Raw genomic sequence first — 23,330 nt, forward strand, 5'->3', positions numbered from 1 at the left:
GCATCACGGCGATCGAACCGCTGCGCGCTGCCGGAGTGCGGGTCGCGGCGGGTGCCGACAACGTCAGTGATCCGTTCAACCCGTTGGGCCGCAGTGATGCGCTGGAGACGGCGATGCTTGCGGTGATCGCCGGGCATCTTGATCCCGGTGTCGCGCTCGCGATGGTGACCGAGGAGGCTCGCGCCGTGCTCGGATTACCCGCAGCGGGCCCGTGGGTGGGCGGCCGCGCGGACCTGCTCGCCGTGCGCGGAACCAGCGTGGTCGAGGTCATCGCCAATGCCCCGGCAGATCGTGTCGTCATCCATCGTGGAGCAGTGGTGTCCCGCAGTGAAACGCAGACCTGGACCGCGGACCCTCGCCTCAGCGGGACTCGTTGACCACCGTCTGATGGCTGGCGATCCGGAAGTTCGTGCCCGCCCCGGGTTTTGCCGGCTCTACTCCCGTCGCGCGTCCACACACCGGACACGCTGCCGCCTCAGCGGCCGGCGGATCGCCGCTGAGCTCCCGGCCACTGCCCTCACACTCGTGTTCCATTTCTGAGTCTCCCGGGGTCAGTCTTCGGTCTTTTCCTTGTTGTCGTCGTCGGAGTCGTCCTTCGAGTCGTCCTCCGAGTCGTCCTTCGTGTTGTCGTCCTTGTCGGAGGCGCGCGCCGCCGCACTGCCCACCTCGACCACGGCCCAGTGGCTGGGCGAAACGAGCACGGTCCAGTCGCCTTCCGTACGCCCCATCTTCAGAACGCCGTCGTCGACTTCCCATGCGGTGTCGTCGTCGTACTCGGCCTCTTGTCCATCTGTATACGTGAGTTTGAATGCCATGAAGCAGAGTGCCCCGATGGCTCGAGACGAAACCGATGATTGCCGAGCCGTTTTCGGGGTAGGAGACAGTAGCGCAGCCCGGAGTGGCTGCGCGCAACTGCTATCGGAGGGCTCACGACGATGACCACAGGACCGAACGAAGGCCAGGAACCGACCGTCGACGACGAGGTGCTGGCACCCGCCACGCCCGGCGCGCAGGCATTGCCGACGGACGACGACGACAGCGATGAGAAGGAGTCGTAGGCGGCGTTCTCACGCGACCTGTGATCTGACCAGGCCGGATCAGCATTTCGGGCGGACATAGCCGACCGTTTGGGAAACCCAGGCGAGGGTCAACCGCGGGTTGATGTATCGGGTGCGCGTCCGACGTGCAAATCCACCGGATGAGGCCGCCGCGTCGCCAGCTCTGATAGGTGGGCTGTGCGCGCGCCCCGAGACAGAGGTCACCCCGACCCGCACAGCGCTGACGACCTGGGCGTCGGCGGACACCGGGTCGTGCCTCCCCCAGGTATAGCTGCCCCCGATGTCCGCCTCACAGAGGACGAGGAGCAGCCGACCCTGACCTCCGCTGCTGGTTGCATAACCGGCATGGGCGTCGCTCAACCCTGTGCAACAAGAAGTTAACGGTGGGATGAATACGGCCGCAGTGAGTATGGCCGTGCCCAGGCTCCCACGGTGCCTCCCATTCACCGTCTCATGCACTACCGTCAGCCCTAGCCGAGATCAGGTACCGCACACGCAAAGGGACGAGCTCATGGGAACGCAGGCGACAAAGGTGGTGTTCGGGACCGCGGCGATCGCGCTGAGTCTGGGTCTTGCCGGGTGTGGTACGGATAGCGCCACGGAGGCAACGCCTTCGGAGCAGTCGTCGACCTCCGTCGAGACGAGCAGCGCCCCAACAAGCACTCCTGAGCAGGCGCAGCAGCCGGCAACCACCGTCGGCGACTACCTGGACGAGAATGGCATCACCCAGATCATGGTGAGTCGCGGCGACGCCACCGCACCCCAGCTCGATCTGCCGACGCCGCCGGGCTGGATGGATGTCGGCCCGAATACACCCAAAGACGCTTACGGAGCGATCGTGCTCGAAAGCGCCGCCGGGGGACCCAACCCCCCTGTGATCGTCGCAAGCATGGCGCGCCTCAGCGGTGGCGAGGTCGATCAAGCCAGGATCCTCGAACTTGCGCCCAATGCTGTCCGGAATCAGCCGGGCTATGACGGACCCGAGACAGGCAGCCCTGGAACACTTTCCGGCTTCGACGCGGCCCAGATCGCCGGCACCCTGTACAAAGACGGCCAGTCGGTGTTCGTGGCGCGCAAGACAGTGGTGATACCGGGCACGGACGCGACGTACCTGCTTGCCATCGACGCGCAGGGGACCGCCGATCAACAACAGGCACTGCTGGAGGCGATGTCGGTCATCGACGCCGAAACGACGATCCAGCCCTGACTCAGCTGAGGCCTGTCCCAGAAAGGGATTCAGTGACGAACACGGAGCAGTTCTGGCATGCCGCCGAGCGGCACATGGTGCGATACGGCGGATCGTTCGTGCCGCGCATCATCACCCGGGCGAAGGGGAGCTACGTCTACGACCAGGACGGAACCGCGATCCTCGACTTCACCTCCGGGCAGATGAGTTCCGTTCTCGGACACTCGCATCCCGATATCGTGAACACGGTCAGCACGGCGATCTCCACACTCGACCACCTGTACAGTGGAATGCTCAGCGTGCCCGTGGTCGAACTCGCCAAGGCGCTCTGCGCGACTCTGCCCGCGCCGCTGACCAGGATGCTGCTGTTGAGCACCGGCGCGGAGTCCAACGAGGCCGCCATCAAGATGGCGAAGCTCCACACCGGCAAATACGAGATCGTCTCCTTTGATCGGTCCTGGCACGGGATGACATCGGGTGCCGCCTCGGCGACGTTCAGCGCCGGGCGGCGTGGCTACGGCCCCCCGATGCCCGGCAACCTCACGCTGCCGACGCCGAATGCCTACCGGTCGCCGTTCCGTCACACCGACGGCAGCTATGACTGGCAGTCCGAACTCGACTACGGCTTTGCGGCCGTCGACGCGCAGTCCTCGGGGAGTCTGGCGGCGTGCCTGGTCGAACCGATTCTGTCCTCCGGCGGGATCATCGAGCCTCCGCCGGGCTACCTGAGTCGCCTGAAGGAACTCTGCGCGGAACGCGACATGCTGTTGATCGTCGACGAGGCCCAGACGGGTGTGGGGCGCACCGGTCAGATGTACGGGTTCGAACGGGAGGGGATCGTCCCGGACCTGCTCACTCTGTCGAAGACACTCGGCGCGGGACTTCCGGTAGCTGTGGTGCTGACCAGTGACGAGATCGAAAGCGTCTGTCATGAACGAGGTTTCCTCTTCTTCACCACGCACGTCTCGGACCCGCTGGCCGCTGCCGTCGCACTGACCGTTCTGACCGTCGTCGAACGGGACGGCCTGGTTGCCCGGGCAGAGGCCCTCGGCCGAACACTGGCGGCGCGCTTGGCGGGGATGCGTGATCGTTACGAACAGGTCGGCGACGTCCGTGGGCGCGGCCTGCTGCAGGGCATCGAACTGGTCTCGGACAAGGCGAGCAAGGCGCCGGCCGAGACTCTGGGAGCCGAAGTCACCGTCGCGTGCCTGGAACGCGGATTGCACATGAACATCGTCCAATTGCCCGGCATGGGCGGGATCTTCCGCATCGCGCCACCGTTGACGGTCACCGACGCCGAATTGGACACTGGCCTGGGCATCCTCGACGACGCACTGGCCGCCGTACTGGAACGGTGATTGACCAGGTCATCCGTGCACGCCCGCTGCGATATGCACAATGGACCAGGTGACCACCTCGGCTTCTGACGACCCGACACTTGCCGGCCTCTCGCTCGCGGAGAAGGCCTCGCTGACCAGCGGTGCCAACTTCTGGTGGACGAAACCGCTTGAGCAGATCGGGATTCCGTCGATGATGCTCACCGATGGCCCACACGGCCTGCGCAAGCAGCGCGAAGGTGGCGACCACCTCGGCCTCGGTGACAGCGTGCCCGCGACCTGCTTTCCGCCTGCGGTGGGTCTCGGCTCCTCGTGGGATGTCGAGCTCGTGACCCGGGTCGGCCGGGCACTCGGTGTCGAGGCGTCGATCGAGAGTGTCGGGGTGTTGCTCGGCCCAGGCATCAACATCAAACGGTCGCCGCTGTGCGGCCGCAACTTCGAGTACTTCTCCGAAGACCCGGTCATAGCAGGCCGGTTGGGCGCCGCGCTGATCAGCGGTATCCAGTCCCAGGGCGTCGGCGCCTCCCTCAAGCACTTCGCGGCCAACAACCAGGAGACCGATCGGTTGCGGGTCAGCGCCGATGTCGATCCCCGGCCGCTGCGCGAGATCTACCTGCGTGGCTTCGAATACGCCGTCGAGAACGCTCAGCCGTGGACCGTCATGTGCTCCTACAACCGCATCAACGGGGTGTACGCCTCCGAGGACCACTGGCTTCTCACCGAAGTACTGCGTGACCAGTGGGGCTTCGACGGCGTAGTGGTATCGGACTGGGGCGCGGTCAACGACCGTGTCGCCGCGATCGAAGCCGGCCTGGATCTCGAGATGCCGTCGTCCAACGGTGTCACCGACGCCCAGATCGTCGAGGCGGTGGAGAAGGGATCACTCGACGAGGGCATCGTCGACACCGCGGTGCACCGGATCCTGAGCCTCCTGCGCCGAGCGCTGGACGGAGCAGGGTCGGCTGGAGGACCCCTCGACGCCGACGCCCACCACGCCCTCGCCCGGGAGGCCGCCGGCCGATCGATCGTTCTGCTGAAGAACGACGGCATGCTTCCCCTGGCGAAGGATGCCGACGTCGCCGTCATCGGTGTCTTCGCCGCCGAACCCCGGTACCAGGGCGCTGGTTCGTCGCGGATCAACCCGACGCGACTGGACAACGCGCTCGACGAGATCCGGTCCCTGGCTGGCGGAAGTATCACGTACGCAGCGGGTTTCAGCACTGCCCAAGATGTCGGTGATGAAGAGTCGGTGCGCCTTCGTCAGGAGGCCGAGGAAGCGGCGTCGCGAGCAGACACCGCCGTGGTCTTCCTCGGCCTGCCCGCCGGTCTGGAGTCGGAGGGATACGACCGCGACGACATCGACCTGCCTGCGGGGCAGTTGGCCCTGCTCGATGCCGTGCTCGACGTGAACCCGAACACGATCGTGGTGCTGGCCAACGGTGGAGTCGTCGCACTGCCTTTCGCCGACAGGGCGCCGGCGATCCTCGAAGGCTGGTTGTTGGGGCAAGCGGGCGGCGGTGCGATCGCCGACGTGCTGTTCGGGGACGTCAACCCGTCGGGCAAGCTGACGGAAACCATCCCGTTGCGGTTGTCCGATACCCCGGCCCATCTCGACTTTCCGGGTGAGTTCTCCCGCGTCCGCTACGGGGAGGGCTTGTTCGTCGGCTACCGCTGGTATGACGCCCGCGATCTCGACGTCGCCTTCCCCTTCGGTCACGGCCTGTCCTACACGACGTTCGAATACGGAGCTGCCGCAGCGATTGTGAACACCGGCGGCGACCTCGATGTGCGAGTTGCGGTGACCAACACCGGGGACAGACCGGGGCGCGAGATCGTCCAGGTGTACGCAGCCTGCGCTGGAAGTCGGGTCCAGCGCCCACCGCGTGAACTGAAGGCCTTCGCCTCGGTGGCGCTCGATCCCGGTGAGAGCCGCGTCGTCGAGCTGACGGTGTGTCGGAAAGATCTGGCGTACTGGGATGTTCGTGTCGACTCCTGGATTGTCGAAGGCGGGACGTACACCATCGACACCGCAGCGTCGAGCAGGGACATCCGGTCGTCGGTCGACGTGGAGGTCACCGGCGACGACGTCGTCGTTCCGCTGACGCGTCAGTCGTCGATCGGCGATGTGCTGGCCCACCCGGTCGGCGGACCGATGCTGCAGGCCGCGATGGCCTCGATGATGGGCGACGCGTCAGGCGCAGCAGGTGCGATGGCCGAGGACACCGACCTCGCGCGGATGGTCGAATCGTTCCCGATCGGCAGGGTCGCCATGTTCGCTGCGGCCGGCGGCGTGGATCAGACCGCGATCGACGCACTGCTTGCCGCTGCCAACAACCCCTGAGCCTGCTACACCTGCGCAGGTAGCGGGCCTGTGAGGTTCGACGGCCGGCACCACAGTGTCACCGCCAACGTCAGCACGGCCGCTACCGCGAACGCCGCCTGGACGCTGACCAGGTCGGCGGTGCCGCCCAGCAGCGCTGCCGCGAGGGGGCGCGAGCCGAGAAACCCGACGAGCCACAGCGCCATGATCCGGCCCCGCAACTCTTCGGGCGCACGTTCCTGGACGACGGTGCTCAGACCTGTCATGGCCCAGCCGAAGCCCAGTCCCGCCAACCCGAACCCGGCCATCGCGACGACGGGTCCGGCCGCGACGGAGAGCACTCCACAGCCGGCGGCGAGCCCAGCGAGTCCGATGCTCGACACCCGTGCCGAGACCATCCGGCCCCGCATCAGCGCGAGTGCCACCATGCCGACCGCCGCGCCGATGCCGAAGACCGCCGACAGTGTGCCGACGAGTTTGGCTCCGCCGCCGAGTTCGTCGGCAACCGAGGGGGTCAACGTGATCGACGAATCGGACGCGAATCCTACGGTCGTCACCGCGAGCAGGGCCAGCAGCAGTGGGCGGTCCGACCAGACGTACTTCAGCGCGGCACGCACCCGGTAGTCCGCGCCGGACCGGCGCTTCGGAGGCGCCGGAAAACGCACCACGAGCAGGAACAGCGTGAACACCAGGTGCAGACCGGCGCTGACGGCGAAACCGGTCGCGTAGCCGAAGTGTGCGGCCAGGTAGGCGCCGGTGGCGGGGCCGACGATGCGCCCGATGGTCATCGGAATGCTGTTGAGTGCCATCGCCGTGGACAGCTCACCGTCACGGATCAGGTTGGGCACGATGGACTGCATCGCCGGTCCGCCCACGACGAAACCGAAGCCGACGAGGGCGGTTCCGAGGAGGATCGGTACGGCAGCCGACGACCCCTGCATTCCGGGCTGGAGAAACAGCCACGTCGCCACGAATCCTGAACCGGCGACGCACAACACCCTGCCGAGCAGGATCTGCCGCGCCGGGTTGCCGGTGTCGGCCCACTTGCCGCTGACAGGACTCAGGATCAGCTGCGGTGCGAACTGGACGACGCCCACCAGTCCGACCATCAGAGCCGAACGCGTCGCGTCGTACATCACGATCGCCGCGACGATGCCGTGCGTCCACACCGCGACGACGGAGAACATCTTGCCCCAGAAGAGAGCGCCGAACACCGGGTCGAACATCAATCCGAGTGCACTGCGGGCGCGCATCGGGACGGCTGTGGCCTCCGCGGTCATGCGTCGGCCCCATGCTCGAAGCGGTCGGCCAGTCGGTCCAACAGAGCCACCAGGGTGTCGACATCGGTGTCGGGCCAGTCGGCGATCGTCTCGGCGACCAGAGCGCGTCGCCTCTCCGTGACCGTCGCCAGCGCCTTGCGGCCCACGTCGGTCAACACCAGCGCGCACCGCCGCTGATCGTCAGGGGCGGAGGTTTTTGTCAGCAACCCGGCTGCGACGACGGCGGCGACGGTGCGACTGGCGGTCGAATGCTCGATGGCCATGAACTCGGCGACGTCGCGAATAGAGGCCCCGCTTTGGGTGCGTTGGCACTCCTCGACCGCACGCAGCACCCGCAGCGTCGACACGTTCGTCACCGAGTCGGCTCCGTCGAGCAGGCGACGACGCCAGGCCGGCCGCTGGCGCGCGAGGTGAATGCGTGTCAGAAGCTCGTCGAGGTGGTCGTAGCGGGACGGCGGCACTGTATATGCATAGCACATACATGTTTGTTGGAGCCTGGCCGGGGCGAGTCAGCATTCTGTCACCACCTGCCTGCGCATCAGTGTGATAAACACTGCGCTATGTCCGCGCTGAGCTCTGACGTTCACTCGGCGGCCTGACATGGACAGCGATGGCCTGCTGATTCCCGGCGAGACGTGCTGGCGTGTGGAGCGCGCCGACCAACTCGCCTGCATCGTCGACGGTGCCGATTACTTCTACCACGTGAAAGCTGCGCTGCTGCGCGCCCAGCGCAGGGTGCTCCTGATCGGGTGGGATTTCGACACCAGGACCACGTTCGAACGTGGCGGCAAGACGCTCCCCGGTCCGAATCAGCTGGGCACCTTCCTGCGCTGGCTGGTGCGCGTGCGGCCCAACCTGGATGTGTATCTTCTGAGGTCGAATCTGCGCCTGCTTCCGGCCTTCGAAGGGCTCTGGGGCGACTTCACGCCGGTGGCGCTGTTGAACTGGCTGACCCGCGAGCGGTTGCAGTTCGCCATCGACGGCGCGCATCCGACCGGTGCCGTCCATCACCAGAAGATCGTGGTCATCGACGATGTGATGGCGTTCTGTGGCGGCATCGACCTCACCCATGACCGCTGGGACACCCGGGAGCACCTGGAGAGCAACGCGTTTCGAGTGGAGGCCGGACGGGCCTACGGACCCCGGCATGAGGTCGCCGTCGCGGTGAGCGGTGCCGCCGCCCGCGCGTTCGGTGATCAGGCCCGCGAGCGGTGGCGGATGGCGACCGGCGAGTACGTGGCCCAAGTGGTCGTCGACCACGAGGTCTGGCCGTCGGATCTCGAGCCGATCATGCGCAACGTCGATGTCGGGATCATGCGCACCCTGCCGGAATTGGAGAAGCGCAGCGAGGTCCGCGAGGTGGAGGCGTTGAACCTCGCCGCGATAGCGGCCGCCCGCCACACCATTTATCTCGAGAACCAGTACCTGGCGTCCCGCACGCTCGCCGAAGCGCTGGCCAAACGGCTGCAGGAACCCGACGGTCCGGAGATCGTGGTCGTGATGCCCCGAAATTCGGAGAGCCGTCTCGAAGAACAGTCCATGGACAGCGCGAGATATCGCCTCCTGCAATTACTCTGGACCGCGGACACCCACCAGCGGTTCAGCGTGTACTGGCCGGTGACCGAAGGCGGCACCGCGATCTACGTCCACTCCAAGATCCTTGTGATCGATGATCGGCTGCTGCGCGTCGGTTCGTCGAACCTCAACAACCGGTCGCAGGGATTCGACAGCGAGTGTGATGTGGCCGTGGAAGCAGATCCGGACACCGCCGAATACGACCACGTCCGCGCGACGATCATCTCGGTGCGCAACCACCTGGTCAGTGAGCACCTCGGAGCTTCGGCCGAGGACTTCGAGTGCGCGATGCAGGAGCACGGTTCGTTCCTGCAGGCCGTGGAATCGCTTCGCGGAGAGGGGCGAACACTGCAGCGGTTCACCGAGGAGACCATTGCCGGTGAGGCCAGCCTGCTGGCCGAGAACGACCTGATGGATCCTGACCGCGTGCCGCGGTCGGTGAGCGACAGCGTTCAGCGCTGGCTCGAAGGGCTGAGCAAGAAGCCGCCGAGAATCTGAGCCTGCCGCGTGGGCATCGGATTCTCCGGGTACACCCCCCGGGACGAAGGAGCCAGCCATGGGAAAAGACACCGATCAACCCACTGAAGCGGCCGACGAACCGAAAGGTGGTCGGCCCGGACCGGCCGACCACGGTGATAGCGGCGGCATGGCAACACGGGAGAACGCGGAAACCGGAGGTGCGGATGAGTGAGCAGTCGGACGACGCACGTATCGAGAACGTCGCTCCCGGCGACATCATCTCCCTCGAACTTCCCGACCGCCGCGGCGGTGACTCGCGCGAGTACAAGGTCGTCCACAAGGATTCGGGCAACTCCGGGGCCAACCCGATGATCATCGTCACCCTCGAAGGGGACGACGGAGAGACCTTCGACGTCGAGTTGCCTGCCGACAGCGTCGTACACCGGACGCTGGAATCGAAATGGGAATCCGAACAGAGCCCCACGCCACACGACGGCGGGTGACCGCCCGGGGCGCTGCTCTATGGTCGAGCGGTGACCATCACCTACGACGACGCACTTCGCGACCGGATTCGGGCGAATCTCACAGGTCACGACCGGCGGGTGGTCAGCGATCCGACGAAGCGGCATGCGGCCGTCGCCGTTGTGCTCGTCGACTCCGAAGCCGGTGAGGACCGGGTCGACCCGGCGCCGGTGGACGACTGGATCGCCGGACGGCCGATGCCCGACGATCTCGACGGCCGGATGGTCGACGTGTCAGGTGGTGCTGCTTTCTTCCTGTGCCGCAGGGCTTCCCGGCTCACGTCCCACGCCGCACAGTGGGCCTTGCCCGGCGGCCGCCTGGACCCCGGCGAAACCGTGGTCGAGGCCGCACTGCGGGAACTCGACGAGGAACTCGGTGTCAGACTTTCCGAGACCACCGTGCTGGGTCTCCTCGACGACTACCCGACGCGGTCCGGCTACGTCATCACCCCCGTCGTGGTCTGGGGAGGTGGCCGCCTCGACCCGAAACCGGCACCTGATGAAGTGGTGGCGGTCTACCGGGTAGGGATGCACCAGTTGCTGCGCGAAGACTCGCCGCGGTTCATCAGCATCCCCGAAAGTTCCCGCCCCGTAGTGCAGGTACCGCTGGGCAATGACCTCATCCACGCGCCGACGGGTGCGGTCCTGCTTCAGCTGCGTTGGCTGGGCCTGGAAGGCAGACATGACTCGGTCGATGGTCTCGAGCAGCCCGTGTTCGCCTGGCGCTAGACAAGTTCCCGGTGCGGAACTCATCGGTCGGAGACAATGGCCGGGTGGACAGCGGATCACACGAAGGCCATTCACCCGGTGACCATCCCGACGGTGGGCACGGCAACGTCGACGCCATGGCGGTCAGCGCAACGCTGCACTGTCTGACCGGGTGCGCGATCGGCGAGATCCTCGGTCTGATGATCGGAACGGCGCTCGGGTTCTCCACCATCGCGACCATCGCGCTCGCCGTGGGTCTGGCGTTCTTCTTCGGCTACACCCTGTCGACGCTCCCTCTGCTGAAGGCGGGGATGGCGCTGGGGAGCGCGCTGACTGTGGTGTTGGCGGCCGACACGCTGTCCATCGCCACGATGGAGATCGTGGACAACGCCGTCATGGCCCTCATCCCCGGCGCGATGGACGCCGGCCTGGTCAATCCGGTGTTCTGGCTGGCGATGATGCTTGCGTTGACAGTCGCCTTCTTCGCGGCGTACCCCGTGAACCGGTACCTGCTGCGACGGGGCAAGGGGCATGCGCTGACCCACCAGTACCACGGAGCAACCGGCACGGTCACCGGTCCGCGACGGTTCATCCCGTCCCTGAGCACGGGTGCGCTGATCGCCGTGATCGTCGCGTTCATGCTCGGCGGACTCGTGGTGTCCGTCGCCGCCGGACTCTGATCCCAGGTTTGGCGGCCGCCCCGAGGGGCACCATCTGGCGATGCAGTCCCAAGCCAACGGCGTGCAGCGCCAGTTGCAGAGTTCGCTGCCCGCCGGCCGTTCGTCCGGGCTACGGCCCGTCGCGGTAGCCGGCGCCTTCGTCGCCGGTCTGGTGACCGCCGGCCTGGCCGGACGTAAACGGAAGCCCGCCACGCCGTCACGCAGGCCGTCGCCCGCGCCGGCCAGTTCTGTGTGCCCGGAGCCGGACGACAGCCGAAAGCCCGCATCCCCGACGGATCTGACCCGGCCGTCCCTGCGGTATGTGCTGCGCCAGACGGTCGGCGAGTTCAGCCGAGACCAGTGCATGGACCTCGCCGCGGCGCTGACCTACTACGCGGTGCTGTCCCTGTTCCCCGCGCTGTTGGTGGTCATGTCGCTGCTCGGGGTCTTCGGCCAGGGCGAACGCACGTCGCAGGCGATCCTGCAGATCGTCTCGGAAATCAGCCCAGGAGCGGCGGCGGACACCTTACGGCAGCCGATCGAACAGCTGGTCAACGCCCCCGCGGCCGGTGTCGCGCTGCTGACGGGCATCCTGGGCGCGTTATGGGCCGCCTCCGGGTACATCGGCGCGTTCGGCCGGGCGATGAACCGGATCTACGAGGTCGAGGAAGGGCGGGTCTTCTGGAAGCTGCGCCCCCAGCAGCTGCTGCTCACCATGGGAGCCCTGGTCATCGTCGCCGCCGTGGCTTTCATGCTGGCGATCAGCGGGCCTGTCGCCGAAGCGATCGGCGGCTACCTCGGGATGGGCACCACGGTGCTGACCATATGGCAGGTCGCCCGCTGGCCGGTCCTGCTGATTCTTGTGGTGGTGGGCGTGGCAGTGCTGTATCACGCGGCCCCCAATGTGCGGCAGCCCAGATTCCGCTGGATCAGCGTCGGCGCCGCGATCGCCATCCTGGTGTGGGTGACCGCCTCGCTGTTGTTCGGCGTGTACGTGGCCAACTTCGGCAGTTACGACAGGACATTCGGCGCGCTGGCCGGCGTGATCGTTTTCCTGTTGTGGCTGTGGATCACCAACGTGGCCTTACTGTTCGGCGCAGAGCTCAACGCGGAGACGGAGCGGGGACGCCAACTACAAGCCGGGATCGCTGCCGAGGAGGACCTGAAGCTGCCGCTGCGTGACACCAGCGTCATCGACAAGAACGACGCCAAGGAGGTGCTGACAATGCGGCGCGGCCGGATGCTGCGGAGGTCCCGCGGACGCCGCGGCCAGTAGGAATCCGGCTGCTCAGCAGGCGTTCCCAGGCTCAGTCGTCAAGCGGGAGACTCTTGGGTGATCGCCTGATAACTGCGCGCGCTGGCGCGGTTGACGGCGGCCCGTGCCAGGCCGAAGATCAGACTCTGCAAGGCCGCCGCGAACAGCACCTTGGCCGTCGACTGACTGAGATCGTCGGGCTCGGGTGGGGGTTGATCGCCGTCACCCACACGCTTCCAGATCTGACTGAACAGCTTGCTGGCGAGGAGACCACCGGCAATGCTGACCGCCATCGACAGCGGGGTATAGAACATCTTGCGGGACGAGCTCATCTTTCCTGCTTCCTGACGGGTACGGCTAGGCATACCCGCAAGCGGCGATGTGTAACTGCGCATCCGGCGGGTAAAACCCTGTTTCGCGCTGCTGATCGCGGGGCACGACACGAGTAACCGGCAGAGTCAGGGAGGTCGACCGGTGAGCAACCAATCACCATCCACGAAAGAGGCCTCGACGCCTCAATTACTGGGCCAACTTTCAGAGCAGACTTCGCGCCTGGTACGCGATGAGTTGAGGTTGGCTCAGAAGGAGTTTCAGGAATCTGTCCGCCACGCTGGACTCGGTGCAGGTCTGATCAGCGCTGCCGGCCTTCTCGCACTGCTCGGCCTCATGACAGTGATCGCGGCCGCCGTCGCGGGACTGTCGCTGATCCTGCCGGTGTGGGCTGCCGCGCTCATCGTTGCCGCGGTGCTTTTCATCTGTGCCGGGGTGGCCGCGCTGATCAGCCGCAAGCAGGTCCAGCAGGTGCCGCCGCCCGCGGCCGAGTCGGTCGACAGCGTCAAGCTCGACCTCGAGCAGATCAAGGAGGCACGACATGGCCGACGCTGACAGACTCCCGCCAGAGCCGGGACCGGACGCTGGGATCGATGACCTGAAGTCCGACATCGAGGCCACCCGGGTTCAACTGAGCGAAACAGTGGGCGCGTTGTCGGACAAGCTCGATGTCAAGGGCCGTGCCCAGGAAAAGGCCGGCGAGACCAGAGATGCTCTGGCCCAGCGCGCGCAGGAGGCGAGCGCGACCGTCAGGTCCAATCCAGCCGTACCGGCTGGAATAGTCGTGGCAGCACTGGCCGTCATCGGCCTGCTGTGGTGGCGGCGGCGTCGGTAGCCGACGCTGGTCGTCACTTCAGGCACTTCCCGGCATCGACGAGCTCGGCACGCATGTTGCGCTCCATCATCCGCAGCGCCGCCTCGCCGAGCTCGGAGTCGATGTGCGCGACGGCGTCGCGGGGAACGATCACTTCGAAGTGCCGGATATAGGCGTCGAGGGCGCTGTAGAGGATGCACTGCTCGGTGACCTGTCCGGTCAGGATCACCCGGTGGCAGCTCAGCCGCCCCAGCAGGTAGTCCAACGGCGATGCGTAGAACGCGCTGTGACGCACTTTGGACACAAAGCGAAAGTCCGCGCCGGGGGCCACCGGTTCGACCAGATCGGGACGGGCTCCGTTCAGAGCGCTCTGTACGAGATCGCTCGGCTGAGCCGTGAAGTCACCGTAGTTGTCGTTGACGTAGATGAGATCCACGTCGTCGCGTTTCCGCGCCCGGGTGACGAGATCGCTGAGCGGATCCATGATTTCGGAAACATGCGGTATCAGCAGCTCAGCATCCGGGTGCCGGTAGGTGTTCATCATGTCGATGACCAGAACAGCAGTGTCGGCCATACCAGAACGGTACCCATGCGGACCGGTGTTTACCCGCCACGGCGGCGGGTAAGAAAGCACGCACTGCCGCGCTGATCTCCGGCGCGGCATTGCTGGAAGGAGCACCGATGAAAGCAGTTACGTGGCACGGCAGGCGCGATGTGCGGGTGGACACGGTGCCGGACCCAAAGGTCGAAAAACCCACTGACGCAATCATCGAGGTCACGTCGACCAACATCTGCGGATCGGACCTGCACCTCTACGAAGTGCTGGGTCCCTTCATGAACGAAGGCGACATCCTCGGCCATGAGCCGATGGGTATCGTGCGCGAAGTGGGCAGCGAGGTCGGCGACCTCTCCGTCGGCGACCGGGTGGTGATCCCGTTCCAAATCTCTTGTGGCAGTTGTTACATGTGCGACCACAAGCTGTACACGCAGTGTGAGACCACCCAGGTGCGGGACCAGGGCATGGGGGCCGCGCTGTTCGGTTTCTCCGAGCTGTACGGGTCGGTGCCCGGCGGTCAGGCCGAATTGCTGCGAGTACCGCAGGCCCAGTTCACCCACATCAAAGTGCCTGAGGGACCGTCGGATTCGCGGTTCGTCTATCTGTCCGACGTGCTGCCAACCGCGTGGCAGTCAGTGGTGTACGCCGACATCCCGCAGGGCGGCACCGTGACAGTTCTCGGGCTGGGTCCGATCGGGGACATGGCGGCGCGCATCGCGGCTCACCAGGGGTTTGACGTGATCGCCGTCGACAATGTGCCGGAGCGTCTCGCCCGCGCGAGTGCTCGCGGGATCCGGACGGTGAACTTCGACGAGGTCGCCTCCACCGTCGGTGATGCGATTCGCGACATGACCGGCGGCCGGGGCACCGATTCGGTGATCGACGCCGTCGGAATGGAGGCGCACGGCTCACCCGTTGCCCGGGTCGCGCAGCGGGTCACCGGTCTACTGCCCGACGCGGTGGGCAAGAAGATGATGCAGACGGCCGGCCTGGATTGCCTGGACGCGCTGTACTCGGCGATCGACATCGTCCGCAGGGGTGGCACCATCTCCCTGATCGGTGTGTACGGGGGAACGGCCGACCCGATGCCGATGCTGACGCTGTTCGACAAGCAGGTGACCCTGCGGATGGGACAGGCCAACGTGAAACGGTGGGTCGACGACATCATGCCGCTGCTGACCGATGAGGATCCGTTGGGCGTGGACACGTTCGCCACTCACACGCTGTCCCTCGACGAAGCGCCGCACGCCTACGAGATCTTCCAGAAGAAACAGGACAGCGCGGTGAAGGTGATCCTCAAGCCCTGAGTGCCGGGCTCACTGGCCCAGATCGCGAGTGGTGTCCCCGGTGCTGCGGAACAACACCCGCGCCGCAATCGCCACCGCATGGTCGGCGAACCTCTCGTAGAACCTGCCCAACAGCACCAAGTCGATCGCGGCGGGCACACCGTGTGTCCACTGCGGCGACATCACCGCGACGAAGAGTTTGCGGTGCATGTCGTTCATGGCCTCGTCGTCGTCTCGTATCCGGCTGGCGCGCACCGGATCTCCGTCGATGATGACCGACGCTGCATCCTCGGCCAGGTCGACGGCGAGGCTGCCCATCTCCGAGAACTGCCCAACGACGTCGTTCGGCAGGACGGGGTCGGGGTGGCGGCGCCGAACGATGCGGGCGATGTGTGCGGCGAGTCCGCCCATCCGGTCGGCATCGGAGGCGATGTGCACGGCCGCGACCACAGCGCGCAGGTCGCTGGCCACCGGCGCCTGCCGGGCCAACAGCGCTAGTGCCGAACGGTCCACATCGCGCCGCAGACGGGCCAGCACCTCGAGCTCGGTCAATACCTGTTCGGCGGCTTCGAGATCCACTGTCAGTAGGCCGAGGGTGGCGCGTTGCACGGCGTCACCGGCCAGTTCACACATCCGGGCCAGGTCGGCGTTGAGCGTATCCAGCTGTTGGTGGAATTCGGTACGCACGCGTCTCCTTTCCCCGCAGCCGAGCATGTACCCACCCGCCGGCTTTGTATGCATTGACCGCGTTTCGGCTCAGCCCGGTCGGGAATTCTGAGCGCACCAAGGTTATGGGGACCAGGAGGTGACACTATGCCGAATTCGTCGATCAAGAACGAAAAGATGTACGAGGATCTGCGCGAACAGGGCAATTCCAAGGAAAAGGCGGCGCGAATCTCCAACGCGGCCGCCGCCCGAGGCGCTTCGGATGTGGGCGAAAAGGGCGGAAAGTCGGGAAGCTACGACGACTGGACGGTCTCGGACCTGAAAAACAGGGCGAAGGAACTCGGGATCACCGGCTACTCGGATCTCAGGAAGAGCGAGCTCATCGACGAACTGCGCAACCACTGAACGGCTGTCACGTCATCGCCACCGGTGCAGGCTTGCCGGAGGTGATGAGGCGCTCGCCGAGGTCGTAGTCGTCGTCGGCGTTGCAGGTGAGTACCGCGACAGCGGCGCCGTCAGATTCGTACCAGACGGTGAATCCATCGTCATGCTCGATCAGGCGGCTGCGGTCGTATCCGTCGCCCCAGGCGTGGTACTTCAGGGTCGCACCACCGATCGTGGTCCAGAATCCCGGAACGCCGGACCAGTCCACCTGTGCGCCCGCCGCCCGTGCGCCGGCGACCTCTCCCTGGTCGGCGGCGTCCTGCCAGTGTTCGACGACGATCGGGCGCCCCGCCGTGGCGTTGGAGGCCAGTGCGACATCTCCGCACGCATACACACCCGGCGCACTGGTCACCATGCCGGCGTCGACCACGATGCGGGAGTCTTCGGTCTGCAATCCCGCGGCCTCGGCCACCTCGCTGTTGGGCCGGACCCCGGTCGCTGCGACGATGAGGTCCGCTGGCAGCGTGACGCCGTTGTCCAGCACCACGGCGCCGGGACGGATTTCCTGGACGCCGACACCACCGGTGTAACGCGCCCCGGCCTCTTCGATCAGCGAGACGAGCTTCTCGCCTGCGGCGGCACCGAGTCTCTTCTCCTGGGGCACATCCTCGGGTGCCACCATGGTGACCGAAAGGCCCTTGAGGGCAAGGGAAGCCGCTGCTTCGCAGCCGATGAACCCGGCTCCGATGACGATGGCCGACTCGGCCCGCTCTGCGGTCGTGCGAAGCCGACGTGCATCGCCGAGTGATCTCAGCTGCAGGGCCAGCTCACCCCCTGGAACGGGCATCCGGGTCGGGTCGGCGCCGGATGCCAGGACGAGTTGCGCGTACTCGTACCGACGGCCTGCCGCAGTCACGGTGCGTGCCGCCATGTCGATCTCGTCCACCGGCGCATTGGTCGTCAGTTCCAGATTTCGCTCGGTGAACCACGACGACGGATGCATGCTCACGTCGTCGGTCTCGCCGCGCAGGAACTCCTTGCTCAGGGGCGGTCTCTCGTACGGCTGATCGCCGTCTGCGGTGATGATCCGCACGCGAACATCGGCCCGCAGCTTCCTGAAGGCCGCAGCGGCAGCGACTCCGGCGGGGCCGCTGCCGATCACGATCAAGCCAGGTTCGGTCATCATCGCGGCATACCCGGTGTCGCCGTGCCGACACACCTGCGGTCACCGGGTGATCTGCAGACGGTCGGCCAACACGAGGAAAGCGACCGCGAAGTCGTTGTCGGCCGTCGCTGCGCGCAACTGACCCCAGTCGACGCGCTCACGCACCGCCCGCACCACGGGCAGCAAGCCTGCGAAATCGCAGTGATGCTCACCGAGCGCCCGCAGCTTCTGGATCAAGACGGCAGTCGGGGTCAACACGGGAATCCTGATGGCCAGCACATCGTGCTCTTCTGCGCCGTCGAGCAGCGACTCATCTACCGGAACTCCGTTGACCTGGTGCAACACGTCGACGACCACGTCGTCGACGCAGGCCTTGAAAAGCCAGTCCTCAGGGGTGCGCTCGATCACGAACCCGGCCTTGGCCAGTGTCGTCGCCGCGGTTTCGGTGTCGGTGTCGGCCACGACGAAGTCCACATCGTGAACCGGTTCGGGTCCTCCGTAGACCCAGAGCGCGTAGCTGCCGGCCAGCGCAAACTGTGGGCCGTGCCCCTTCAGGGCCGATGCCGCGGTCTTCAGTGCACTGCGCAGTTGCTCATCACGCGAAAGCATTGTTGCGCTCCTTGCTATCGGCGGCGCCGCTGTCGGGTAACTGATACCCGTGCGTATCGCGACGTTCAACATCCTGCATGGCCGCACGGTGCGCGACGGCGTCGTGGATCCCGACCGGTTGTGGTCCTTCGTGCGCGACCTCGATGTCGATGTGCTCGCGCTGCAGGAGGTCGATCTCGAGCAGGACAGGTCGGGCCGGACCGATTTGACCGCCATCGCCGCCGACGCGATGGGCGCGGTCGCTCACCGCTTCGTCGCAGCCATCTCCGGCACACCGGGTGCCACGTGGATGGCCGCCACCGGCGGGGAACAGCCCGGCACGTCGGCGTACGGAATCGCCTTGTTGGCCCGATTTCCTGCGGCAAGCTGGCAAGTCGTCCGGCTGCCGCGAATCCCGACGCGTTTTCCCATGTACCTGCCTGAGCCGAACCGCGTGATCGTTGTCGACGAGGAGCCCAGGGCGGCGGTGATCGCCCAGCTGGACACCCCGGTGGGTCCGCTGTCGGTCGCCAACACCCATCTGTCCTTCGTACCCGGCTGGAATCGCCATCAACTCCGCCACCTGGTCCGGGATCTACGCGGTCTGCCCGGGCCGCGTCTGCTGATGGGTGATCTCAACATCAGCCCGCGCGCAGCGGCGCGCTGGTCGCGGATGCGTGCGCTGGCGAGCGCTCCGACATTTCCGGCCGAGGCGCCAACGCGGCAACTCGACCACATTCTCACCGACCACCCGGATCTGCAGGGACACCAATGTGTCGCTCCCGCGGCGCCGATTTCCGATCATCGGCCGTTGGCGGTCGAGATCGACGTCCGGTAGCTGTCAACCATCGGGCAGTACCCGCAGGGAGGGGCCCCAACTCTTTGCGCCGTTTGGCCAGCGAAGCTCGGGGTACTGATCGATTGGCGCCCTAACCGTTGTGCGTCGGCTGAACAGAGGAGTTTTCATGGCAGGACGACGAATTGTCCGCGGCGGGGTCGCCGCGGCGCTCGGTGCATGGGCAACGCTCGTCGGGGTGGTTGCGCCGTCAGCGGCAGCGCAGGCACCGTGCCCCGACGTCGAGGTGATCTTTGCCAGAGGCACCGGGGAGGCCCCGGGTGTCGGCGGCGTCGGCCAGGGCTTCGTCGACGCGGTGCGCGCGCAGGCCGGACCGAGGACCGTAGGCGTCTATCCCGTGAACTACCCGGCCGGAAGCAACTTCGACCAGCGCGAGATCTTCGCCTCGACCGTCATCGACGGCGTCCGCGACGCGGGCAACCGAATTCAGTCCATGGCGGCCGACTGTCCGGATACCCGGCTGATTCTGGGAGGGTTCTCCCAGGGTGCCGTGGTCTCCGGGTTCGCGACGTCGGATGTGGTTCCGAGCAGTGTGCCCGCCGACGTGGCGCCGCGGCCACTGCCGCCCGAGGTGGCCGACAACGTCGCCGCTGTCGTGCTCTTCGGGACTCCGTCGGGTGAGTTCCTGAGCAGGTACGGCGCCCCGGCCATCACGATCGGCCCGTTGTACGCCGACAAGACGTTGGAGCTTTGCACTCCCGGCGACACGATCTGCTCGGGTGCGCCCGATGGCGGACCGACCTTCGCGCACGCGCTGTACGCGGTGAACGGAAGCGTCAACGAGGGCGCCGCCTACGCCGTCGGGCGGCTTTAGGAGGTACGGACAGATCACAGTTGGATAGTGCCCTAACTAGTCGGGTACCATCCAACTTGTGTCTACGCAGGTCACCTCCGATATCGATCCGCTCGCCCTCAAGCGACAAGTGTGTTTTGCGCTGGCGGTCACCAATCGCGCGGTGCTGGCGGTCTACCGTCCGCTGCTCGAGCCGCTGGGCCTGACGCACCCGCAGTATCTGGTGATGCTTGCGCTGTGGGACAACCAGCGCGCTTCTCCGGGTCGACGGTCGCCGCTGTCGGTCAAACGGATTGCCACAGCGCTGCAGCTGGACTCGGCCACGCTCTCACCCATGCTGAAGCGCCTCGAGGTGCTCGGGCTGATCAGCAGGACCCGTAGCGCCGCCGACGAGCGATCGACCGATGTCGAGCTGACCGAAGAGGGCGCGGCGCTGCGAGAACGCGCGCTGGCAGTACCCGGTGCCGTCGTGGCACGTCTCGGTGTCGACCTCGGCGAACTCGAGGAGTTGCATCGGGTGTTGACCAGAATCAACTCCGCCGCGCTCGCGGCCGGCGCTCTGTAGATACTTGAAGACGAAGAACGACAGGGAGCAACCATGGCCACGGACAGACCGTCATTTCTGCAGTACATCGGCTACTCATACGGTCGTCGCCTGCCGTCCTCGATGCGGACCTGGGTGGCCGAGGATCTCGCCGCGCAGGGGGCGGTTCGGCGGCACATGATCAGGATGGCGATCCCGCCGTTCTTCCTGCTCGCTCCGCTGTGGCTGCTGCCGGCGTCGTTGTACGTGCATCTGGAGATGACGGTGCCGATCTACACCTGGAGCCTGCTGATGGCCCTGGCGCTCAACAAGGTGTGGCGCCGCCACCGGCTTGCGCAACACGGCCTCGACCCGAACCTGGTCGACGTGATCAATCGCAAGAAGAAGGCGCACATCGACGAGGACTATGTCCGGCGGTTCGGCCCGCGCCCGCAATCGGCCGAGTGGCAGGCGAACAGCAACCCGTTCCTCTGAGCGTCATCGTCTGGCCGCCTTGAGGTCTGCATCGCTAGCCGCCGTCGTAGCGCACGCGGGCGAACTCGCGATCGGAAAGCGGCGCAACCTCCTCGGTCTGATCAAAGGCGCGACCGCGGCGCTCCGCTTCCGGGTTGCCGGTGAACAGACCTGAGTCGGCCTGCCGGTGCGTGCGCATCGCGCCGCCGCCGGTGATGCTCGCGTCACGTCCGCTCTGGTGCTCGAGCCGACGGCGTGGCAGCGCGCCCGGATTCGCCCGCTGCAGCCACGCCACCATGCCTTCGCGCACATCGCACCGGAGATCGAACAGAGCCCCGGCATTGGACGCGCTGACCAGCATCCGAACCCGCACGTAACCATCGACCGCGTCGGTCACCTGCAGGACGCCGACACGGCCGTCCCACAGCGGGTTGGCGTGCAGCAGCCGGTCCAGCTCGGCCCTCATCTCGTCGAAGGGCACGGTGAAGTCCACGTCGAGTTCCGCGGTGCCGAGCAGTTCGGTGGCGTTGCGCGTCCAGTTCTGGAAGGGGGTGGTCGTGAAATAGGTGCACGGCAACACCAGGCGGCGTTCGTCCCACAGGTGCACGACCACGTAGGTCAACGTGATCTCCTCGATGCGGCCCCACTCGTCCTCCAGAACCACGACGTCGCCCACCCGGATGGCGTCGGAGAAGGCGATCTGGATCCCGGCGAAGGCGGCGCCGAGCGAGGTCTGAGCCGCCAGCCCTGCGACCACCGAGAGCACGCCCGCCGAGGCGAACAACGTCTTTCCGATGTCGCTGAACGACGGGAACGTCATCAGCGCCGCCGCCCCGCCGAGCACCACGACGATGGCGATGACCAACCGGCGGAGCACCGTGACCTGAGTGCGGATCTTCCGACGGTGCCGGTCGGCGTCGGTCAGTCCGGCGTCGCCGCCGGCGAAGCGCGCGATCACCCGTCGCTCAGCCACCGACGCCAGACTGGCCAACAGCCAGGTGATCGTCGCGATCAGCACGAGGATCAGGGCGTGATCGAGGAAGGCACGCCACCCGGAATCGGGTTCGGAGACCCGTCGAAGCACTGCGGAGGCTGCGATGACCATCAGCGTCGCCCGCACCGGGCGCCGGGTCAGCTGTGCGACGTCGTGCAGTACGGCACTGCGCCGACCGAGCCGCTGGACGGTCCACGACAACCCCAGCCCGATCGCGTAGGCGATCGCCAGAGCCCCGACGATCCATGCCGCGCTGACGACGGGGTGGCCGGTGGGGTCGAACATGTCGGGCATCACAGCAGTGCTCCTGGAAAGGGATGGATCGCGGGCGATCAGAGAGTTGGGCGCCGACGAGCGACATCGGTCGCGACACAGGAAAGCGTTCCCGGTGCGCCGTGCGGGCCAAACGCCCCGAGCAGCAGATGGCGGCATTGAGAGTGAACTCACAAACGGCGGTAGTGGGCGCCGTCAGTAATCTTGACGCCATGACCAATGCCGGAACGCCGATCGACGGGTTGCTGGCGCGCGCGGGAGGCGTCCGCGGACTGGTCTACACCGCGTTGCCGGTCACCACCTTCGCTGTGGTGTCGCCGGCGGCCGGGCTGATCCCGGCGATCGTGGCGGCGTTGTCGGCTGCTGCCGCCGTGCTGGCATGGCAGGTTCTGCGGCGGGAATCCACCCGGCCGGCGGTGCTCGGCTTCGCCGGTGTGGGTGTGTGTGCGGCCTTCGCCTATGTCACCGGGCAGGCCAAGGACTTCTATCTGCCCGGCATCTGGATGTACCTGGTGATGGCGATCGTGTTCACCACCTCGGTGCTGATCCGCCGACCGCTGGTCGGCGTGGTATGGGCGAAGGTCACCGGCCGCGACGACACGTGGCGACGGGTGCCGCGGGTGCGATTGGCCTTCGACATCGTCACGATCACGATGGCACTGGTGTCCTGGACTCGCTTCCTGGTGCAGTACTACCTGTACGACACCGACCAGGAGGGACTGCTGGCGGCCGCCCGGATCGCGATGGGGTGGCCGGTGTTCGCGGTGACGTCGTCGCTGATCTATCTCGCCATCCGCCGGGCCGTGCGCGCCCTGCCGCACGCTGCCGCCGCCTGACCGGGCGCTCGCAACGGGTTTGGGCCAAGCCGGAGCGGGCATCTTGGAGAAGCGACGCCGGACCGGTGTCGGCATTCTTCGAGGAGAGCCCACGTGACCACCGCTTACACAGATTTTGATGCACCTGATGTGCCGGTGGGGATCTATCCCCCGCAACAGGATTCACACCTGCTGATCGACGCGATCGTCGAAGCAGGGTTGTCATCGGGAGCCCGAGTCGCGGATCTCTGTACCGGAAGCGGCGTGGTGGCGATCGCCGCGGCTGCGGCCGGTGCGGCGGAGGTCACCGCGTTCGACATCTGCCCGAACGCCGTGCGGTACGCCCGCGCCAGTGCGTCGGCCGCCGGTGTCAGCGTGCAGGTGCATCGCGGGTCGTGGGCGCGCGCAGAGGAATTCGGGCCGTACGACCTGGTCGTATCGAACCCCCCTTACGT

At 66.4% G+C, this 23,330-nt stretch carries 28 protein-coding genes and 1 pseudogene; 20 read left to right on the forward strand and 9 right to left on the reverse strand.

Annotated elements, in window-relative coordinates; genetic code table 11:
- Nucleotides 1-377, forward strand: a pseudogene (locus tag WA965_RS02970) (amidohydrolase family protein); the annotation flags it as partial.
- Nucleotides 378-551: 174 nt separating this feature from the next.
- Here WA965_RS02970 and WA965_RS02975 read toward each other — a convergent pair.
- The gene (locus tag WA965_RS02975; RefSeq protein WP_526302322.1) at nt 552-815 is read right to left on the reverse strand and encodes a hypothetical protein; all 264 of its coding nucleotides are present in this window, start codon (nt 813-815) and stop codon (nt 552-554) included.
- 120 nt (nt 816-935) lie between these two features.
- Between WA965_RS02975 and WA965_RS02980 the strand changes: the two genes are divergently transcribed.
- The 4 genes from WA965_RS02980 to WA965_RS02995 all read left to right on the forward strand — a co-directional run bounded on the left by WA965_RS02980 (nt 936) and on the right by WA965_RS02995 (nt 5,922).
- Complete coding sequence (locus tag WA965_RS02980) at nt 936-1,058, forward strand: hypothetical protein (RefSeq protein WP_526302323.1); 123 nt, start codon at nt 936-938, stop codon at nt 1,056-1,058.
- A 511-nt stretch (nt 1,059-1,569) separates the two neighbouring features.
- Nucleotides 1,570-2,265 (forward strand): LpqN/LpqT family lipoprotein, encoded by a 696-nt coding sequence (locus WA965_RS02985; protein ID WP_526302325.1) that lies wholly within the window; start codon nt 1,570-1,572, stop codon nt 2,263-2,265.
- A gap of 74 nt (nt 2,266-2,339) precedes the next feature.
- Nucleotides 2,340-3,602, forward strand: a complete 1,263-nt coding sequence (locus tag WA965_RS02990) for a class-III pyridoxal-phosphate-dependent aminotransferase (RefSeq protein ID WP_526302384.1) — start codon at nt 2,340-2,342, stop codon at nt 3,600-3,602.
- A gap of 49 nt (nt 3,603-3,651) precedes the next feature.
- Nucleotides 3,652-5,922, forward strand: coding sequence for a glycoside hydrolase family 3 C-terminal domain-containing protein (locus WA965_RS02995; RefSeq protein WP_526302327.1), 2,271 nt, complete (start codon nt 3,652-3,654; stop codon nt 5,920-5,922).
- A gap of 5 nt (nt 5,923-5,927) precedes the next feature.
- On the opposite strand, the gene WA965_RS03000 is transcribed toward WA965_RS02995, so the two are convergent.
- Together WA965_RS03000 and WA965_RS03005 are read right to left on the reverse strand one after the other, a co-directional pair.
- On the reverse strand, nt 5,928-7,181 hold the full coding sequence (locus tag WA965_RS03000) for an MFS transporter (RefSeq protein ID WP_526302329.1): 1,254 nt from the start codon (nt 7,179-7,181) through the stop codon (nt 5,928-5,930).
- Entirely contained in the window at nt 7,178-7,660 is a 483-nt protein-coding gene (locus WA965_RS03005) for a MarR family winged helix-turn-helix transcriptional regulator (protein ID WP_526302330.1), read from the reverse strand. Before WA965_RS03005 ends, WA965_RS03000 begins: the two co-directional genes overlap by 4 nt.
- 121 nt (nt 7,661-7,781) lie before the next feature.
- On the opposite strand from WA965_RS03005, the gene WA965_RS03010 reads away from it, so the two are divergent.
- The 5 genes from WA965_RS03010 to WA965_RS03030 all read left to right on the forward strand — a co-directional run bounded on the left by WA965_RS03010 (nt 7,782) and on the right by WA965_RS03030 (nt 12,379).
- Nucleotides 7,782-9,254 (forward strand): phospholipase D-like domain-containing protein, encoded by a 1,473-nt coding sequence (locus WA965_RS03010; protein WP_526302332.1) that lies wholly within the window; start codon nt 7,782-7,784, stop codon nt 9,252-9,254.
- A gap of 185 nt (nt 9,255-9,439) precedes the next feature.
- Nucleotides 9,440-9,718, forward strand: a complete 279-nt coding sequence (locus WA965_RS03015; RefSeq protein WP_526302336.1) for a hypothetical protein — start codon at nt 9,440-9,442, stop codon at nt 9,716-9,718.
- Nucleotides 9,719-9,748: 30 nt separating this feature from the next.
- Nucleotides 9,749-10,465 (forward strand): NUDIX hydrolase, encoded by a 717-nt coding sequence (locus WA965_RS03020; protein WP_526302338.1) that lies wholly within the window; start codon nt 9,749-9,751, stop codon nt 10,463-10,465.
- A 44-nt stretch (nt 10,466-10,509) separates the two neighbouring features.
- On the forward strand, nt 10,510-11,124 hold the full coding sequence (locus WA965_RS03025) for a DUF4396 domain-containing protein (protein ID WP_526302340.1): 615 nt from the start codon (nt 10,510-10,512) through the stop codon (nt 11,122-11,124).
- A gap of 40 nt (nt 11,125-11,164) precedes the next feature.
- Nucleotides 11,165-12,379 (forward strand): YhjD/YihY/BrkB family envelope integrity protein, encoded by a 1,215-nt coding sequence (locus WA965_RS03030; RefSeq protein WP_526302342.1) that lies wholly within the window; start codon nt 11,165-11,167, stop codon nt 12,377-12,379.
- A gap of 38 nt (nt 12,380-12,417) precedes the next feature.
- On the opposite strand, the gene WA965_RS03035 is transcribed toward WA965_RS03030, so the two are convergent.
- Nucleotides 12,418-12,690, reverse strand: a complete 273-nt coding sequence (locus WA965_RS03035; protein WP_526302344.1) for a DUF4235 domain-containing protein — start codon at nt 12,688-12,690, stop codon at nt 12,418-12,420.
- Between the two features lie 142 nt (nt 12,691-12,832).
- On the opposite strand from WA965_RS03035, the gene WA965_RS03040 reads away from it, so the two are divergent.
- Complete coding sequence (locus WA965_RS03040) at nt 12,833-13,243, forward strand: phage holin family protein (protein ID WP_526302346.1); 411 nt, start codon at nt 12,833-12,835, stop codon at nt 13,241-13,243.
- Nucleotides 13,230-13,523 carry a DUF3618 domain-containing protein gene (locus WA965_RS03045; protein WP_526302348.1) on the forward strand — a complete coding sequence of 98 codons (294 nt, stop codon included), beginning with the start codon at nt 13,230-13,232 and terminating at the stop codon, nt 13,521-13,523. Before WA965_RS03040 ends, WA965_RS03045 begins: the two co-directional genes overlap by 14 nt.
- Nucleotides 13,524-13,536: 13 nt before the next feature.
- Here the strand turns inward: WA965_RS03045 and WA965_RS03050 are convergent, their stop codons facing one another.
- The gene (locus WA965_RS03050; protein ID WP_526302350.1) at nt 13,537-14,076 is read right to left on the reverse strand and encodes a cysteine hydrolase family protein; all 540 of its coding nucleotides are present in this window, start codon (nt 14,074-14,076) and stop codon (nt 13,537-13,539) included.
- Nucleotides 14,077-14,183: 107 nt separating this feature from the next.
- On the opposite strand from WA965_RS03050, the gene WA965_RS03055 reads away from it, so the two are divergent.
- A complete protein-coding gene (locus WA965_RS03055) occupies nt 14,184-15,365 on the forward strand; it encodes a zinc-dependent alcohol dehydrogenase (RefSeq protein ID WP_526302352.1) in 1,182 nt (393 codons plus the stop codon).
- Between the two features lie 9 nt (nt 15,366-15,374).
- Here the strand turns inward: WA965_RS03055 and phoU are convergent, their stop codons facing one another.
- A complete protein-coding gene (gene phoU, locus WA965_RS03060) occupies nt 15,375-16,031 on the reverse strand; it encodes a phosphate signaling complex protein PhoU (protein WP_526302354.1) in 657 nt (218 codons plus the stop codon).
- Nucleotides 16,032-16,157: 126 nt separating this feature from the next.
- Here phoU and WA965_RS03065 point away from each other — a divergent pair, with 126 nt between their 5' ends.
- Nucleotides 16,158-16,415: a Rho termination factor N-terminal domain-containing protein gene (locus tag WA965_RS03065; RefSeq protein ID WP_526302356.1), complete on the forward strand. Its 258-nt coding sequence runs from the start codon at nt 16,158-16,160 to the stop codon at nt 16,413-16,415.
- Between the two features lie 7 nt (nt 16,416-16,422).
- Here the strand turns inward: WA965_RS03065 and WA965_RS03070 are convergent, their stop codons facing one another.
- Both WA965_RS03070 and WA965_RS03075 read right to left on the reverse strand, forming a co-directional pair.
- A complete protein-coding gene (locus tag WA965_RS03070) occupies nt 16,423-17,577 on the reverse strand; it encodes an NAD(P)/FAD-dependent oxidoreductase (RefSeq protein WP_526302358.1) in 1,155 nt (384 codons plus the stop codon).
- Between the two features lie 42 nt (nt 17,578-17,619).
- Entirely contained in the window at nt 17,620-18,168 is a 549-nt protein-coding gene (locus WA965_RS03075; protein WP_526302360.1) for a nucleotidyltransferase, read from the reverse strand.
- Between the two features lie 49 nt (nt 18,169-18,217).
- Between WA965_RS03075 and WA965_RS03080 the strand changes: the two genes are divergently transcribed.
- From WA965_RS03080 to WA965_RS03095, 4 genes are all read left to right on the forward strand, one after another.
- Entirely contained in the window at nt 18,218-18,985 is a 768-nt protein-coding gene (locus tag WA965_RS03080) for an endonuclease/exonuclease/phosphatase family protein (protein ID WP_526302362.1), read from the forward strand.
- A 127-nt stretch (nt 18,986-19,112) separates the two neighbouring features.
- Entirely contained in the window at nt 19,113-19,817 is a 705-nt protein-coding gene (locus tag WA965_RS03085; protein WP_526302364.1) for a cutinase family protein, read from the forward strand.
- A gap of 58 nt (nt 19,818-19,875) precedes the next feature.
- A complete protein-coding gene (locus WA965_RS03090) occupies nt 19,876-20,361 on the forward strand; it encodes a MarR family winged helix-turn-helix transcriptional regulator (RefSeq protein ID WP_526302366.1) in 486 nt (161 codons plus the stop codon).
- 33 nt (nt 20,362-20,394) lie between these two features.
- Nucleotides 20,395-20,814, forward strand: coding sequence for a DUF5313 family protein (locus WA965_RS03095; RefSeq protein ID WP_526302368.1), 420 nt, complete (start codon nt 20,395-20,397; stop codon nt 20,812-20,814).
- Between the two features lie 34 nt (nt 20,815-20,848).
- Here WA965_RS03095 and WA965_RS03100 read toward each other — a convergent pair whose 3' ends face one another.
- Nucleotides 20,849-22,081: a mechanosensitive ion channel family protein gene (locus WA965_RS03100; protein ID WP_526302370.1), complete on the reverse strand. Its 1,233-nt coding sequence runs from the start codon at nt 22,079-22,081 to the stop codon at nt 20,849-20,851.
- A 191-nt stretch (nt 22,082-22,272) separates the two neighbouring features.
- On the opposite strand from WA965_RS03100, the gene WA965_RS03105 reads away from it, so the two are divergent.
- Nucleotides 22,273-22,896 carry a DUF3159 domain-containing protein gene (locus WA965_RS03105; protein ID WP_526302372.1) on the forward strand — a complete coding sequence of 208 codons (624 nt, stop codon included), beginning with the start codon at nt 22,273-22,275 and terminating at the stop codon, nt 22,894-22,896.
- A gap of 93 nt (nt 22,897-22,989) precedes the next feature.
- The coding region (locus WA965_RS03110) for a methyltransferase (protein WP_526447047.1) at nt 22,990-23,330 on the forward strand (341 nt) is incomplete at its 3' end.

The organism is Mycobacterium sp., from assembly GCF_049683935.1.
In the GTDB taxonomy this organism is placed as follows: domain Bacteria; phylum Actinomycetota; class Actinomycetes; order Mycobacteriales; family Mycobacteriaceae; genus Mycobacterium.

Bases quoted from the DNA above. Each gene is read 5' to 3' on its own strand.
- WA965_RS03010 (WP_526302332.1), top strand. From the start codon at position 7,782: ATGGACAGCGATGGCCTGCTGATTCCCGGCGAGACGTGCTGGCGTGTG.
- WA965_RS03055 (WP_526302352.1), top strand. From the start codon at position 14,184: ATGAAAGCAGTTACGTGGCACGGCAGGCGCGATGTGCGGGTGGACACG.
- WA965_RS03035 (WP_526302344.1), bottom strand. From the start codon at position 12,690: ATGAGCTCGTCCCGCAAGATGTTCTATACCCCGCTGTCGATGGCGGTC.
- WA965_RS03095 (WP_526302368.1), top strand. From the start codon at position 20,395: ATGGCCACGGACAGACCGTCATTTCTGCAGTACATCGGCTACTCATAC.
- WA965_RS03000 (WP_526302329.1), bottom strand. From the start codon at position 7,181: ATGACCGCGGAGGCCACAGCCGTCCCGATGCGCGCCCGCAGTGCACTC.
- WA965_RS03085 (WP_526302364.1), top strand. From the start codon at position 19,113: ATGGCAGGACGACGAATTGTCCGCGGCGGGGTCGCCGCGGCGCTCGGT.
- WA965_RS03105 (WP_526302372.1), top strand. From the start codon at position 22,273: ATGACCAATGCCGGAACGCCGATCGACGGGTTGCTGGCGCGCGCGGGA.
- WA965_RS02990 (WP_526302384.1), top strand. From the start codon at position 2,340: ATGGTGCGATACGGCGGATCGTTCGTGCCGCGCATCATCACCCGGGCG.
- WA965_RS03015 (WP_526302336.1), top strand. From the start codon at position 9,440: ATGAGTGAGCAGTCGGACGACGCACGTATCGAGAACGTCGCTCCCGGC.
- WA965_RS03070 (WP_526302358.1), bottom strand. From the start codon at position 17,577: ATGACCGAACCTGGCTTGATCGTGATCGGCAGCGGCCCCGCCGGAGTC.
- WA965_RS03100 (WP_526302370.1), bottom strand. From the start codon at position 22,081: ATGCCCGACATGTTCGACCCCACCGGCCACCCCGTCGTCAGCGCGGCA.
- WA965_RS02975 (WP_526302322.1), bottom strand. From the start codon at position 815: ATGGCATTCAAACTCACGTATACAGATGGACAAGAGGCCGAGTACGAC.
- WA965_RS03030 (WP_526302342.1), top strand. From the start codon at position 11,165: ATGCAGTCCCAAGCCAACGGCGTGCAGCGCCAGTTGCAGAGTTCGCTG.
- WA965_RS03075 (WP_526302360.1), bottom strand. From the start codon at position 18,168: ATGCTTTCGCGTGATGAGCAACTGCGCAGTGCACTGAAGACCGCGGCA.
- WA965_RS02980 (WP_526302323.1), top strand. From the start codon at position 936: ATGACCACAGGACCGAACGAAGGCCAGGAACCGACCGTCGACGACGAG.
- WA965_RS03065 (WP_526302356.1), top strand. From the start codon at position 16,158: ATGCCGAATTCGTCGATCAAGAACGAAAAGATGTACGAGGATCTGCGC.
- WA965_RS03050 (WP_526302350.1), bottom strand. From the start codon at position 14,076: ATGGCCGACACTGCTGTTCTGGTCATCGACATGATGAACACCTACCGG.
- WA965_RS02985 (WP_526302325.1), top strand. From the start codon at position 1,570: ATGGGAACGCAGGCGACAAAGGTGGTGTTCGGGACCGCGGCGATCGCG.
- WA965_RS03045 (WP_526302348.1), top strand. From the start codon at position 13,230: ATGGCCGACGCTGACAGACTCCCGCCAGAGCCGGGACCGGACGCTGGG.
- WA965_RS03005 (WP_526302330.1), bottom strand. From the start codon at position 7,660: ATGTGCTATGCATATACAGTGCCGCCGTCCCGCTACGACCACCTCGAC.